Here is a 14,372-nt window from a genome sequence, read left to right as displayed (position 1 = left end):
AAGATTATTTGCCTGAACTTGAGTTATCAACTACAGTTTGGATGTCCCAAATTTTGTAAAATGTCGGAGTCACAGTGCTATTAAAGGACCTTAAAACCGCGTTACCTGTTTTTCGTCTTCCTCACTTTAGCCCCTATAAAGTTTATATTCAGAGTGACCATAAGCGGGTGGTGTTTTTAAATCCAAAGGTGGGCTCCACGGCATTTCGCGAGATTGTCGTTGCAGCAATGAAACAGCAGGGAATACCTCCCGCACGAGGACGCGGTTGGCCGATGAATAGCAAGCGACGTTACATGACCGCTCCTCTACGCGACTATATTGATGCTTTTGCTCACCCGCAACGATACGAATTCCATTGTTTTGTCCGTAACCCTTACACACGAGTGATATCTGCATGGAATGACAAGCTGGTTAAGGGCTTTTATGCACCACAATATCCGCCCAGTATGAGAAAGTTGGTGCCGCAAATTCGTCGTTATGCAAGGGATAATAATCTGCTGGGGGCGAGCGAGGAGGCACCAGTGCCGTTTGCGACATTTTTGAGCTATATCGAATCTCAGCCAGAAGGGAAACGTAACCAGCATTGGGATACGCAGACGAGTGTCCTTTGCTTAGAAAAGGTGTGTTATACCCATATCCATCAAATAGAAACTGGAATGGTTCAGGGGGTAATGCATCTCTTGCAACCTCTGGGAGTGTCGCCAGACTGGATTAGGCAGCAGCTTTCGCGTCCAGCTAATGCCAGCGGCCCTCTAGCTGCCCCTGTTTTAAATTCCGAGTTGGCCGACCGTATTTACAACCTTTATCAGAAAGATTTTGAACACTTCGGATATTCACGGCAGTCCTGGGAAAATTTATAAGGCGATCAGTACAGCAATGTCACTGGATTGCCGGGTAGTGGTATTCTGGTAGGTTGAAAAAGACTCGGCACGAGTCGCCCCTACGAATGATGCTCTTTGCTGGCCGATGTGGGCAAGAGCAGATTTGACCAACCATGTTCGAGCGACTCCGTCATTGGGTGCAGTATTACTCAAATCATTAAGGGTGCCAGAAGATTCCTTCATTTATTCATTGATTTCTAAACAAGTGCGAGAGTTAACCCATAGTGAGGGGAAGCCGATACTTGTAAAAATTTAACAATGAGAATATGGTCATAAGTGTGAGTTTTTAAAATTATGTGTAGATACGCAAATACACAGTAGATTGAATGGTATGAAGCAGGACATGAATCATATTTGTTTATAGGTGAACACTTTATCGGATGTAGCAATATGGAAAGAGCTAGGTGACATCGACTCATAGTTAGGCCGGTTGTATATCAGACGACGGCCAGGTAACAATAGGAGTTGAGCATGTTTAAAGACTTCATGGCGGGTGCGCACCGCCTGTCTCGCGTCAATTACGCTCCAAGAGCTATTGCCTTTACCATAAGCTTTGTAATTATTGCGCTCCTGGCTGAAGAACGGGGTTGGGGCGTTTGGTATCTTGCATTTCCTGCGCTGTATCTTCTCATATACCCACACCTGCTTGTTGTGGCTGGTGGGCTTCTCTCGGCAACTGCTCGATTTGAAACAAGAGCCATCCTCGCCGATTCCCTGATTTTAGGTTTCCTGGCAGCCTACGTTAACTTTTACCTTTGGTTATCTTTCGGGTTCATGGTCGCTATTGCCTTGAACGCGTCAGTTGTTGGCGGTAGTAGGCAGCTGATGCTTTCGCTGGCTCTGTACACATTAGGCGCAATTGCAGGTGGTATCATCAACGGTTGGAAGTTGCAGATTGAAGGCCCTTTCTATCTAGACATAATGTCCATGGCCCTCCTGTTGGGCTATGTGCTTGGTGTGGGCTTCCTTGCGTACAATCAGAATGCCCGTCTGGTCAGCACAACCCGTGGGGTAGAGGAACGAAATCGTGTCTTTCAGGTGCTGGTAGAGATTTCGTCAAGCGCCGATCTTGTGGGGGAGGTGCAAGAATTCATCCAGGATGCGCTACAACGAATTCATGACCTTTACCCAAAGTATGGCCTGGGGATGGTAGTGCGGGATGTGAAGCGGCCAGGAGTCCTGCGTTTCGTGGAATTCGTGGGGATTTCTGAGGAAGAGCAGAATGCGGTGGTGAAGTATTTGTCTGCTAGACACACACCAGATAGCCGAGAGTTAACCTGGGTCAATCCTGACAATGGAATCATATTTCAAATGGTCTTCGATAATAGCCGAGTTCGTGGCAATGAAGGCATCATGGTAATACGTGCGCGAATGATCAGTTCGTTGCTCCGCGAAGCTACCCGGCTGTCTCTTGAAATGCTCGGAGTACACATCGAGAACAAGATGCTCGCGCTTGATCTGAAATATGCGGCAGAGCGGGATCCTCTGACAGGTGTCTTCAACCGTGGACGCCTTGACGCCGAGCTAGCTTCTGCCATACGAAGCCGTAAGCAGCACGGTGCCATGGAGTTTGCGGTATTAATGATCGATGTGATCGGCTTGAAGGAAGTCAACGACAAATATGGCCACGAAGCCGGGGATGTGCTTATCCGAGAAACTGCGGCCGCACTGCAGAAAGTTTGTCGTGCCACGGATGCCTTCGGACGTTATGGTGGTGATGAGTTTGTGGTTATTTGCCGTGGCAGTAGTCGTGACGATGCAAAAGGACTGCGAGAACGGATTAGGCGTGAGGTATTGGGGCGCCAAATTCGACTGCCGGATGGAGAGCAGGGGGAAGGCTGCTGTACCCCTTGAACTTAGCATTGGTTTGGCTAGCTCCAGCCATATAGAGCCCGAAAAGGTGTTAGCTGTTGCAGATGAGGACATGTACCGCGACAAGGCAGAATGGTATGCGACGCACGAGCGATACCGCTGAGTAAAAAAAATTTCTAACAAAAAAATTAAAGTTTCTTTCTTAACATTTTTATAGATAATAAATCTATTAACGTCACTGTATTGTCGGTCAGGCCCAACAATGACGGCTGGTTGTAAGGTTGTTGGATTCCCCGGAAAGTCGATAGTGAAAAGCCCTGTTAAAGCTATAAAAGAACATAGGAACTACAATCAGAGGTAGAATTAACTTATAGTTAGTTCATGAAAAAAATTCTGTTAGTGGTTTTGCTCATAGTCGTTGTTTGGGGATTCTGGAATTACTCCAGAGAGGTATCCTTAGGTCCCGGCGTTATGGCACCTGAGATACCACTGCAAAAAAATTTAGACCCTCCAATAAGTTTCAATCACCAGGGGTTCACTGTTACTAAGATTGCGAACTTTCGGATTAAAGCGAAAGTATTAGCAAAGGAAAATTACTATTTTGGTCGTGAGGCGGAGGTTTCGCCAACTGATCTGGCCTTGGGCTGGGGCAGAATGTCGGATGAAAGTATTTTACAGCATATCAACATCACTCAATCAGGCCGCTTTTATCGCTGGCGTGTTGAGTCATTTCCAATACCTCGTCGTGAAATAGAAACACACAGTGCTAATATGCATCTGATACCTGCTGATGAATATGTTAAGCACCTGATTGATGATATTCGAGAAGGGGAGATTATTGAGTTATCTGGCAGTCTGGTGAATGTGAAAGCAAAAGATGGTTGGTTTTGGAGCAGTTCGCTAACCAGGAATGATACGGGAAATGGCGCTTGTGAATTAATTTGGGTGGATAGCCTGACAATTATGAAATAAAGAGGTCCAATTCAGAGTGCCTGGGTAACTATTAAGATGTGGCTTGGTGAATATTTGAGCCGAAGTGATTTTGTATCTAGAATTGATAAAGATTGAAAACGCATTGGTTGCTGATGACGATTAGTGGGCACTGTTGAAATAGGTATCGGGGGCTAAGTCCAATAATAATATGGGGATAAAGAAATGAAGAATGTACTTTATTTAGCAATTGCTTTAGTTGCGCTAGTTTCAAGCTTAGCAGTCAAGGCAGTAAATTACAGTCAATATGTCGCTCAACTGTTAAGAGATAATGGCTATGAAGGCTATGTTCATGAATATCAACAAGCGGTTTCTGGTGGTGCAGAAAGTCGATTGGAGTTTTCAGAAACGCTTCGATTGTTTTCAACCAATGGTAAGGCATTGTGGGGAAAGCACGAACATCTGGATTACGGCTACTGGTTAACGAAAGTGCCAGAGGATGAGCTGGTTGAGTGGGCGGTTGAGCAGGGCTTCAGGTGGGTAAGTTGTGATCCTTCGGATGGGCTATTCGGCTCCTGTAATTTGGACCATGGCGAATATTTCTTCAAGATAGCCGCTAAAGCCGATGATAATGCAGGCAAAGTTGGAATGGGCGTCGTAACGTGGATGCGCGGCAGTGATAACAAAATACGACGTAATGAAGCAACCGAGTGGTGGGAAGATGCCTATAAAAATGGCGCTGATTATTCACTACTAGAAAGAATCTTTGGGTTATGGTGGGGGAAAGCAGGAGAATTACCAGGGGCTGAAGCTGAAGCAATGAAGTGGTTGCAGCGTGCGCAGGAGCGCGGTTCGCCTCATGCAGAATTTTCGATTGCCTATTTGCGAGCTACAACACCAACTTTGAAGATGAAAGACCAGGGCATTAAGGATCTGAAGAGACTGGCGAATGCAAAGAATGCTGAAGCAGCATATAGGCTTGGCTTAATTTATGACAACGGCGTTAACACTGAAGTTGATCATGAAGAAGCCATGAAGTGGTTTCAGAAAGGGTGGGACTTAGGTCATTACAATTCATTTCTTAACGCAGTCATTAAATTGATGGATGGTTCAGAGGAAGATCAAAAGAGAGCATTTAAAGCATTTCAGCCGTATCAATATAAAGATACCTATCCTTCGTTCTATATGGGTGTGATGTATCGCGATGGAATTGGCACCGAAGTCGATTTGGAGAAAGCACTGTATCAGTTTCGAATAGCGGAGAGACTGAAGCATCCAGAGGCGGCAGCACAAATTAAAGAATTAGAAAAGCGTATCGGTAAGGAATAGGAAATAAAGCTTACTACGGTGAGCGTCAGATGAGCAGCTGGAGATAATGGACGAAGGTCAAGGTAGAGTTAAAGGATCAACCCACCTGGAATTTAGCACCTGCTGATATTGAGTGCGCAGCTGAGTGGGTACAGAACAATGCTGAAAAGCATGGTGGTGATCTTAGTCGCCTGGCTATATTGGGAGACTCTGCTGGAGGTAATCTTGCAATTAATTTTGCATACTCTGTTGCGGGCGGAATAAAAGATCGAGCATGTCAGGGCGAGTTACCGCAGCCTAAAGGCGTTGTAGTTCAATACCCCGCTGTCGATCCGCTCGCTATCTATGAGCATGACTACCCGATAAAAGGTTTTGAGCCGGAAATGTTAGTGGAAGGATATATTGGCGGAAGCCCATACGAGTATCCAGAAAGAGTAGAGACCGTTAGTTCTTATTCTTATATCAATGAGAAGGCTCCACCAACGATGATTATTGAGCCGGATAAGGACGGTCTGGTTCCAGCATGGTCGGTTTATCAGTTTGTTGAAAAAGCCAGAAGCGAAGGGCTGCCAATAGAGCTGGTAAGCATTCCTTTTGCTAATCATGTGTATAACCAGATAGCTAAAAACTCGATAGGCAGTCAGGGGCGGCTAACCATGACTTTCGACTTCCTAAAAAGGAATGGGCTAGCACCAGAAAGCGATGAAACCAGATAAACACAGGACTAAATAGTGGATGAATTTAAACTGTTGGTTGATTTACATAAGAGTCATGAACGGCAAGGCCCCGGTGCTGAGCTCGAAACAAGAAAGGCCATTGATTTAACAGGTATTAATGCAACCACACGATTAAAGATTGCAGATATAGGCTGTGGAACGGGTGCATCGAGTTTGATCTTGGCAAAATCATTAAACGCAGAAATTACTGCAGTGGATTTTCTTGAGGAGTTTCTTGTTGTATTGAGGGAGCGAGCCAAGAAAGAGAGTGTAAGCGAGAAGATTAAAACTTTGTGCTGTTCGATGGAGAGTCTGCCTTTTAATGATCAAGAGTTTGACATCATTTGGTCAGAAGGTGCTATTTATAATATTGGATTTAAAAAAGGCATCAAAGAATGGCGTCAGTTTTTAAAACCAGGTGGACTGTTAGTCGCTTCAGAAATAACTTGGACAACAGCTCGACGCCCACAAGAAATTCAGCAGCACTGGGAAAGTGAATACCCTGAAATCAACACCGCCTCGGCTAAAATACAGCAGCTGGAAGAGAGTGATTATTCACCCATCGGATACTTCACTCTGCCTGAATCATGCTGGTTAGATAATTATTACCAACCAATAGAAAAGAGCCTTGAGGACTTTTTAAAGCGACATGACAATTGTGAAAGAGCCACTGAGATAGCCGAAGCGGAAAGACAAGAGATTGCCTTATATAAAAAGTATAAAGACTATTATAGCTATGGTTTTTATGTTGCCAGAAAACTGAATTAGTCATTAGCTTGAAACACTGGAAAGCCACTGGTTTATCTATTGCTTATTGTCTTGAACATGGGTGACTAGTGGAGGAACACTATCTTAAATAGACATGAAATTGGACAAGGTGCTTGTGAATTAATTTGGGTAGAGAGCCTTAGGATTACAAGGTAGTGCAGAAAAAATAGGAAAAAAGCCGGAACAAAGATAACAGTCGCTTACAATCTGACAAAGAAAATAATAGCTTGTAACACTAGACCTCACTCATTCGATAAATAGAAAAACCTACTTACAAAAAAGTGAAGTAAACGTAAAGATAAATTGGATCGTTATGCTAGTTTAGAAGCATCAATCCCGCAAAGAGAAAACATGATGGAAAAAATAAAAACATTTCTACCAATAACGTTATTGGGTTTAATAACCTCCTGCGCTGCACAAACCAATACCATTGAGGTGCAAGATGGTTCCATTGTCGAGCAGGAAAATACGTTTGAGTATTTTAACAAAGTGGACTTGGCTGGTGGTGGCGAGCTATTTATTAGCCAATCTCCAGTGACAACACTAAAGATAGTGGGAAGTTCAACCTGTTTGTCATTGGTGAATGCAGAGGTGGACTCCGAAACCCTGGTGATTAAACGAGAAAATAACAACCTGCAAGATTGCCAATTAAAATATTATGTCAGGACACCAGAGCTGGTGAGCATACAGCAAGGAGGCGGAGGCAATGTTAAAGTTAATGCAGGATTCGATGTTGCCGATTCATTTCGCTATGTTTTGAATGGCGGTGGGAACGTCGATATGAAAGCACTAAAAGTAAATTCGTTTTCCGCTACGATAAATGGTGGTGGAACAATGCTTCTTAACGTTGATAAACAGCTTAAGGCCGAGATAAATGGAGGGGGGACAATTGGATACCAGGGTAATCCCGAAGTGCTATCCAATATTTCAGCTGGTGGTGGCTCAATAAACAAAATTAGTCAGTGAGGACATTTATGAAAATGCTCTCCTTTTTATTATTGCTGCTATCCCTATCAACAGGTTTGGCTTCTGAGCCACAAAAGCAAAGTTCAAAAATTGAATATGGTGCATTCATCGATCCAAGAGATAATAGAACTTATAAAACGGTGAAAATTGGTGACCAGGAATGGTTTGCTGAAAACTTCGCCTACCTACCTTACGTGTGTAAGTCTGATGCCTATAATTGCGGTGTCTGGGTTTATAACTATTCTGGTGAGCAACTTTCAGAAGCAAAAGAAACTGAAGAGTACAAAACCTTTGGTGCACTCTATAGCTGGAGCGCAGCAAAGGAGCTGGCTCCGGAAGGATGGCACTTACCTAGCGATGAGGAGTGGAAACAATTAGAACGAAATATTGGTATCGCTCCTGATGATATAGAAAGTAAACAGTGGCGAGGTGCAAATAATGAGGCTGACAGGTTAAAAGTAAAGGGCGACACTGGCCTGGATGTACTTTTCGGTGGCTGGATGACGGACTATGGACAGTTCAACTACATCAATCAACATGCCAATTTCTGGTGCTCTGATGATATGAGTGAAGGAGGAGCATGTGAGCGTATGATAGGGGTAAATAATGGCAAAATTGGAAGAGCCGCTGGAAATAAAGGATGTGGGTTTAGCGTCAGGTATATAAAGAATTAATGGACTCAACAATTAGGGTAATAAAGGGATAAGAAGGCATTATTCAGAGCATTATACTGATTCCATAATAAGACGGTTAATGCACTCTCAATGTCATCGTCAAGGGAAAAGTATTATAAAAGGCAAAAAATATTACGTAAAACATAATAATTCGTTTGAAAAACATACTTTGTTGTTCTAAAGTAGCCGCATGCTATTGGTGACTGAGTATGATAATGACCGCTCGAAGTTTGTACTTTCTTTTAACCTTATCTCTGGTGATTTCTGCCCTTATCGCAGTGCTGACAATGGTTATTGCGATTGCTTTGCCGATCCTGAATGAGCCTCTTTTAACCACTTGGCAGGTGTCTTATGACCCTGAGCTGTATAACTCAGTTATAGATCCAGCGCCAATTACAGCCTGGAGTCTCGAACCAAGCCAGGGGGTGTTGTCGGTGGGCACAACCGCCTGGGAGCTGGGTGTCAGCAGAGCCTTAAACATACTGGTTGTTTGGGGAATAGTGGTGACCATAATCTGCAATCTACGACGCGTGGTCGGGGATGTGCGAAGTGAAAGGCCCTTCAATCTTAATAGCGCCCAATACTTGAAGAGAGCGGGTTATTTATTAATTGCTTTACCGATTTGGTTATTCCTCGAAGTGTTTATTCGATTTTATGTGTTTATGCCAAACGCTACGGATGTATCGGAATTTCGGTTTACACATATTCAGCTTTTAACAGAAGGTAGTGCAGGAATGAGCATTTATCCGGACTTTAATGTGGGTTTGTTGATAGCGGGTGTTTTCGTTTTGGTGATAGCAAGAGCATTTGAAATTGGGATCGAGCTGCAACGCGATAGTGATGAGATTATCTGATGGCGATTATTGTTAACTTAGACGTGATGATGGCTCGCCGCAAAATGAAGATGAAAGATCTGGCGGAAGCGGTTGGTGTATCAACGACTAATTTGTCGTTGTTAAAAAATGGTCATGTGCGAGGCATACGATTCGCAACTTTGGAAGCAATATGCAAAGTGCTCGAGTGTCAGCCGGGTAACATCTTAGAGTACAGGGAAGATACAGAATGAAATTATTAAAAGCCTTTATCCTTTGTTTTTTGGTAGTTGGATGTGAAAGTTATAGGGTTGAGAAGTTAACCGAGATCCCACAAGAAGTTAAAGACAGTATCCAAAAAGCGGTAGATGGTGGTCATCGCCCAGGAGTGGTTGTTGCTTTAATCAATCCTAATGGCACTTACTTTTATAGTTATGGCAGCGCAGTTGCCGGTGAGAATAAAGAGCTTTCGGCGGACTCGCAGTTTGCCATTGGATCGCTAACTAAATTATTCACAGCCGAAGCTTTTCAACAAGTGGTTGAGGATGAAACTCTGAGCTATGAAACCAAGGTTAAAGATATTTGGCCTGGTGTGGTTGATGGAAGTGACACTCAGCTATGGCACTTAGCGAGTCATAAAGCTGCGTTACCCAGAAAGATTCCCTTTGAAGCATTGGCAAATAATGATGTGCGACTATTGTTGGCAACTTTGAATCGTAGCCAATCATTGCCGGCAGAATATGAGTATTCCAATGCAGGGATGGCTATATTGGCATTATCGCTGGCGAAAGTGAAAGAAAAGGATATTGCAATTCTAATGGCGGAGACGATCATCAAGCCATTGGATTTAAAACAAACCAGTTATGAGCCTGACACGCAATGGTTAGTTGGCATGCATCGAGTCATGGAGCCGGTAAAGCAGCCGAACATGTCTACCGTTGATGTCGCGCGAGGAGCAGGCGGACTCTATTCAACAGCGCGTGATTTAGCAAAGTTTATAGAGCACCAAATCAACACATCGGAAAATTCGAATCAGAATGGTTATAACAATCTTGGTTGGAAGAAATATGAAGAAAAAGACTTTGTCAGCTATTACCACGGTGGTGATGGCAATGGTAATCAGGCGTTTGTAGGCTACCGTCCAGATAATAAAGTGGGTATTGTCTTATTAAGCAACTCAAGCGCCGATGATGCATTGCAACAAGTAGCACTGCATTTTCTCGATCCTACGATTGATTTACCCAAGTTTGATAGCCCGCCAGCAAGACAATATTCCGATGAAGAGTTAGCACCTTTTGTCGGCGTTTATTACATAAAAGATGATCTCGAAGGCAATTCATTTACTTTTCAAAATAGTGATGGACGAATGATTTACATTGAAGAAACTGCTGAGGGAGATCTGGTTCGAAGAACACGAATGTATGGAATGAATGAGCACCAGTTCAAACTGGCAGAGATACCCTTAACCATTAACTTCTTAATGACTGAGTCAAAAGACTATGATGCAGTGATGAAGTTTCAAGACCAGGAATATCATTTAGTAAAGAAGCAGAACTAGTCACTAGCCACTAACTAAACCCGTATGAGTTATTAAGCATCTAACTAAGATGTACGTGGAAGAAACTCTGTGCTGCTAGCCTTGCAAGCAAATACATGTTTGTTAAAGCTGATGAATAATAAAAGTTAACAAGGAACACTTGGTATGCGAAAAATTATAAAGTATATCGGTATTGTAATGCTGGTAGTTCTAGTCATTGCGGTGGTGATTGGGCTTCGTCCCTTTATTGACAGAGATGCAGAAGCAGCGAATCCTGTTCCGCTGAAAGAAGCGCCTTTGCCACAAGGCCAAGCAGAGAAGATTAAAACTTTTATTGAGAATGAAGCCGATGGTATAGATGCTTTTGTGATGTTGCGCGGTGAAAGGGCTTTAATGCAATATGGCGAAGTGGGTACGCCAATGAATCTGGCCTCTGCCCGAAAAAGTGTGCTGAGTTTGTTGTTTGGCATCGCATCGGATCGTGGTCTGATTGATATAGAGCAAACGCTTGCTGAACTGGGCATTGATGAAACTGGCAACCCACTGACAGAAATTGAAAAGCAGGCGACTATCGAACAGCTTTTACAGGCTCGCTCAGGGATTTACCTGCAGTCTGGTGCAGAAACGGTAGAGATAAAGGATGGTCGTCCGGGCCGTGGGCAATATGCTCCCGGTGAGCATTATTTTTATAACAACTGGGACTTCAATGTGCTGGGTGCAGTTTTTGAAAAAGAAACTGGGCTGTCTATTGGGGAAGCACTGGAAGTTTGGCTGGCAATACCTTTGGGTATGCAAGATTATAGTCAAAAACATGTTTTTTATGATAAGCAGGGTTCCGACTCGGATTTTCGAACCTATCGGATTCATATGAGTGCACGTGATCTTGCGCGGTTAGGCGCTTTAGTCGCTCAAGATGGAATATGGGACGGAAAACAGCTAATTTCAAAGGAGTGGATCGAGAAAAGCGTCAAGCCATACTCAGAGACAAACAATTATTTCTATGACGGATTTGGCTACTCATGGTGGTTGAACTCTGAGCTTGATGCTGTGGCAGCCGATGGTTGGGGCGGACAGTTCATGTTGGTTAATCGTGAGCAGGATTTGGTACTGGTTACGCGTCGTGACACCGGCAATTCAATGCTGGGTTTTTTGATCTTTATAGGATTAAAAAAGCAGGGCCATCCTGCAGACATTCAAAAATTATATCAGCTGATGCTGGAAAAGTAATTTTTAGATTAAGTTGTAAGATACAACGAATTAACTTATTCATGATATAGATTATAGAAAGGATAAAGTATATGTCAGGAAAAACTTTAGTGAAAGCAATCGTTTTGATATTACTTACGGTCGGAGTAGAGGCGATGGCTTCTAATACTGCCGAGAATATGACTTCAAAAAATAAAGTGGCTGAGAAAATAGAAAGTAATCTTTTGCCAATACATTATCTGAAAGGTCATGTGACAAAAAAATCAATTCCGCAGGTGATGCTACAAGATAAGATTGCGGGAGTAAGCATCGTTTTTATAGATGATGGAAAAATTGCATGGCGTAAGGTTTATGGCTATGCAGACTTGGTAAAGCTTGAGAAAGTAACTCCTGAAACAGTTTTCACAGGAGCATCCTTGAGCAAACCAATAGCGGCAATCACAGCATTACAATTAGTAGATCAGGGGCAGTTAGAGCTGGATGAGGATGTTAATCTTAAGCTGGAGAGCTGGAAAGTTCCGGAAAGTGATTTAACAAAAAAACAAAAAGTCACCCTACGCCACTTGATAGGTCATACTGCTGGTGTAATGAATCTCGTCGGGTCTTCATACGGTACAGAAGAGAAGATTCCAACAGTAGCACAAATGTTGGCAGGAGAAGCTCCTTCTGTCGATCCTGCTATTACGATGATGGCAGAACCAGGTGAACGGTACAAGTATTCAAATCCCGGCTATTACATCATTGAACAACTGATACAAGATGTGACTGACAAAAGCTTCGAAGAGATTGTTGAAGAAGGCGTATTATCGCCAGCAAACATGAAAGACAGTTCTTTTGTGCAGCCTATACCGGAGTATTTAAAGAAGAGAAAAGCAATTGGCTATTCGAATGAATTACAACCCTATCCATATAAAATATTTCCATGGAGAGCGGCCGGTGGAATATGGACCACGCCTGATGATTTAGCCAAATTCATGAATGCTCTAATGAATGACTATCACGAAGGAAGTAATGTGTTGGTATCAAAGAAGATGGCACAGCAAATATTTGCCAGAACAGAGAACAGACTTGGCTTTACAAAGAAGTATAGCGATGAAGGAAATGATTTGATCTTTGACCACTGGGGAAGCAATGCAGGGTTTACCTCCTATATGGTCGGCTCTCTCGAGGATAAACAGGGATTGGTGGTGATGACCAACAGTGATAATGGCTTTGCGCTGATGGCCGCAATAGCTAGAGCGGTAGCGCAAGAATATGACTGGAAATTGCTTAAACCAAAAGTATATGAGCCTGTATCAATAGATGAAGATAGCTTAGCAAGGTATCTGGGTAAATTCGGTGATGGTAAAGAAGATGGTGCAGTAAGCCAGTTTTCAATTAAAGATGGAAAATTTTATCTATCGTCGGAAGTTGAGAAGCTGGGTCAAGAGTTAATACCAATCGCGATCAATAAATTTATACTACCATCTGAATACACCACTTACGAATTCATACAAGGCAGGGACGGTTCCATTAAGTGGGTGCGTGTTACTCATGAAAGTGGCTGGAACTATGACCTTATTAAATATTGAGTATCGATTAATGAAATTTGGGGATTGGTTAGCGGTTAGCATGTTAATCATTGCTTTGACTGCGTGTCAAAGCAATCCCAGAGAAATCAAAAAAGAATCTGCTGATTCACTTGAGGCAGCCAAGCTTGATCGATTTATTGAAGAGCGAATGAAAAAACTCAAGGTGCCTGGTGTTTCAGTCGTAATTATTAAAGATGGTAGTATTGCTTATAAGGGAGCCTTTGGAGTAAAAAACACTTCGACAGGAGAAAAAATAACAAACAAAACAATTTTTGAAGCGGCATCTCTCTCCAAACCTCTATTTGCTTATTTTGTAATGCTACAAGTTCAAAAAGGGCTGATCGAACTGGATGAACCTTTATATCAATACCATCCTAATAAACACCTTTTAATCGATAGCCGCCATAAACAGATAACGGCACGTATGCTACTAACGCATACTTCAGGATTAGTAAATTGGAGAAAGAATCCGGGTGATGAGTTAGAGGTACTATTCACGCCAGGGACTCAGTTTCAGTATTCAGGTGAAGGATATGAGTATTTAAGAAGAGTGCTTCAGGAGTTGTTGCAAGTCGATGATGATGGTTTACAAGAATTAGTTGATAAAGAAGTCGTCGAATCAATCGGAGCCGACTTTATGATGTATACATGGGATGATGAGATTCCGTCACGGAAAGCATTTGGCCATCGAAAGGGATTGCCAACAGATAATCACAAACACGACATGAACTTTGGAGCATCCTACAGCTTAAATACATCAGCAGAGAATTATGCGAAATTTTTGATTACACTCATGAAACCACCAGCTTCAAAGAGAAAGCTGGTTGAGGATTTTCTTTCGCTCCAAACTCAAATGCCGAGTGAAGAGGGTGAGATGCATCGTAGCCTGGGCTTTCCAGTTAAGCAAACAACAAAGGGTTTGAGATATTACCATTCTGGAAATAACGGTGACTTCAGAGCCTATTGCCATTTCTATAAGGAAAAAGGTTATGGCATCGTTATGTTTGGAAATTCAGATAATCTATTCTCTTCAAATTTGGCACAAGAAATTGTAGAGCATCTTGATGATACCTGGTTTTATATGTAAGTAGGATTCATGTAAACAGAATATTCTGGGTAATGATGGTAGGCCGGAGTGTAGTGGCAAACTAAATTTGGCCACCTAATTAGAGGTGTTATTATGCACCAAGA

14 protein-coding genes and 1 pseudogene are annotated in these 14,372 nt (G+C 42.8%); 14 read left to right on the top strand and 1 reads right to left on the bottom strand.

Going from position 1 to position 14,372, the window contains the following annotated elements:
- The first annotated feature begins 74 nt into the window (after window positions 1–74).
- Window positions 75–860 carry a sulfotransferase family 2 domain-containing protein gene (locus HUJ19_RS09410; RefSeq protein WP_290623759.1) on the top strand — a complete coding sequence of 262 codons (786 nt, stop codon included), beginning with the start codon at window positions 75–77 and terminating at the stop codon, window positions 858–860.
- Here the strand turns inward: HUJ19_RS09410 and HUJ19_RS09405 are convergent.
- Window positions 855–1,064, bottom strand: coding sequence for a hypothetical protein (locus tag HUJ19_RS09405; RefSeq protein ID WP_290623757.1), 210 nt, complete (start codon window positions 1,062–1,064; stop codon window positions 855–857). The two genes, HUJ19_RS09410 and HUJ19_RS09405, sit on opposite strands and share 6 nt — an antisense overlap.
- Before the next feature lie 288 nt (window positions 1,065–1,352).
- Here HUJ19_RS09405 and HUJ19_RS09400 point away from each other — a divergent pair, with 288 nt between their 5' ends.
- The 13 genes and pseudogenes from HUJ19_RS09400 (at window position 1,353) to HUJ19_RS09340 (ending at window position 14,268) form a co-directional block, all read left to right on the top strand.
- Window positions 1,353–2,735 carry a diguanylate cyclase gene (locus tag HUJ19_RS09400; RefSeq protein ID WP_290623755.1) on the top strand — a complete coding sequence of 461 codons (1,383 nt, stop codon included), beginning with the start codon at window positions 1,353–1,355 and terminating at the stop codon, window positions 2,733–2,735.
- A 339-nt stretch (window positions 2,736–3,074) separates the two neighbouring features.
- On the top strand, window positions 3,075–3,665 hold the full coding sequence (locus HUJ19_RS09395) for a hypothetical protein (RefSeq protein ID WP_290623752.1): 591 nt from the start codon (window positions 3,075–3,077) through the stop codon (window positions 3,663–3,665).
- 183 nt (window positions 3,666–3,848) lie between these two features.
- On the top strand, window positions 3,849–4,952 hold the full coding sequence (locus HUJ19_RS09390) for a hypothetical protein (RefSeq protein WP_290623750.1): 1,104 nt from the start codon (window positions 3,849–3,851) through the stop codon (window positions 4,950–4,952).
- Between the two features lie 89 nt (window positions 4,953–5,041).
- A pseudogene (locus HUJ19_RS09385) lies at window positions 5,042–5,647 on the top strand (alpha/beta hydrolase fold domain-containing protein); the annotation flags it as partial.
- Between the two features lie 15 nt (window positions 5,648–5,662).
- Window positions 5,663–6,415 (top strand): class I SAM-dependent methyltransferase, encoded by a 753-nt coding sequence (locus HUJ19_RS09380; RefSeq protein WP_290623748.1) that lies wholly within the window; start codon window positions 5,663–5,665, stop codon window positions 6,413–6,415.
- A 351-nt stretch (window positions 6,416–6,766) separates the two neighbouring features.
- The gene (locus HUJ19_RS09375; RefSeq protein WP_290623746.1) at window positions 6,767–7,381 is read left to right on the top strand and encodes a DUF2807 domain-containing protein; all 615 of its coding nucleotides are present in this window, start codon (window positions 6,767–6,769) and stop codon (window positions 7,379–7,381) included.
- 8 nt (window positions 7,382–7,389) lie between these two features.
- Window positions 7,390–8,055, top strand: a complete 666-nt coding sequence (locus tag HUJ19_RS09370) for an FISUMP domain-containing protein (protein ID WP_290623744.1) — start codon at window positions 7,390–7,392, stop codon at window positions 8,053–8,055.
- 215 nt (window positions 8,056–8,270) lie between these two features.
- Window positions 8,271–8,909 (top strand): DUF2975 domain-containing protein, encoded by a 639-nt coding sequence (locus HUJ19_RS09365; RefSeq protein WP_290623742.1) that lies wholly within the window; start codon window positions 8,271–8,273, stop codon window positions 8,907–8,909.
- Entirely contained in the window at window positions 8,909–9,121 is a 213-nt protein-coding gene (locus tag HUJ19_RS09360) for a helix-turn-helix transcriptional regulator (protein WP_290623740.1), read from the top strand. The genes HUJ19_RS09365 and HUJ19_RS09360 overlap by 1 nt, the downstream gene beginning before the upstream one ends.
- On the top strand, window positions 9,118–10,425 hold the full coding sequence (locus HUJ19_RS09355) for a serine hydrolase domain-containing protein (RefSeq protein WP_290623738.1): 1,308 nt from the start codon (window positions 9,118–9,120) through the stop codon (window positions 10,423–10,425). The genes HUJ19_RS09360 and HUJ19_RS09355 overlap by 4 nt, the downstream gene beginning before the upstream one ends.
- Before the next feature lie 144 nt (window positions 10,426–10,569).
- On the top strand, window positions 10,570–11,631 hold the full coding sequence (locus tag HUJ19_RS09350) for a serine hydrolase (protein WP_290623737.1): 1,062 nt from the start codon (window positions 10,570–10,572) through the stop codon (window positions 11,629–11,631).
- 71 nt (window positions 11,632–11,702) lie between these two features.
- Window positions 11,703–13,181: a serine hydrolase domain-containing protein gene (locus tag HUJ19_RS09345; protein ID WP_290623735.1), complete on the top strand. Its 1,479-nt coding sequence runs from the start codon at window positions 11,703–11,705 to the stop codon at window positions 13,179–13,181.
- Window positions 13,162–14,268 (top strand): serine hydrolase domain-containing protein, encoded by a 1,107-nt coding sequence (locus HUJ19_RS09340; protein ID WP_290623733.1) that lies wholly within the window; start codon window positions 13,162–13,164, stop codon window positions 14,266–14,268. The genes HUJ19_RS09345 and HUJ19_RS09340 overlap by 20 nt, the downstream gene beginning before the upstream one ends.
- Window positions 14,269–14,372 lie beyond the last annotated feature (104 nt).

The sequence above is a fragment of the Kangiella sp. genome (assembly GCF_014762745.1).
GTDB lineage: Bacteria > Pseudomonadota > Gammaproteobacteria > Enterobacterales > Kangiellaceae > Kangiella.
Note: the sequence above shows the minus strand (reverse complement) of the source record. Positions and strands in the feature narration are given on the sequence as shown.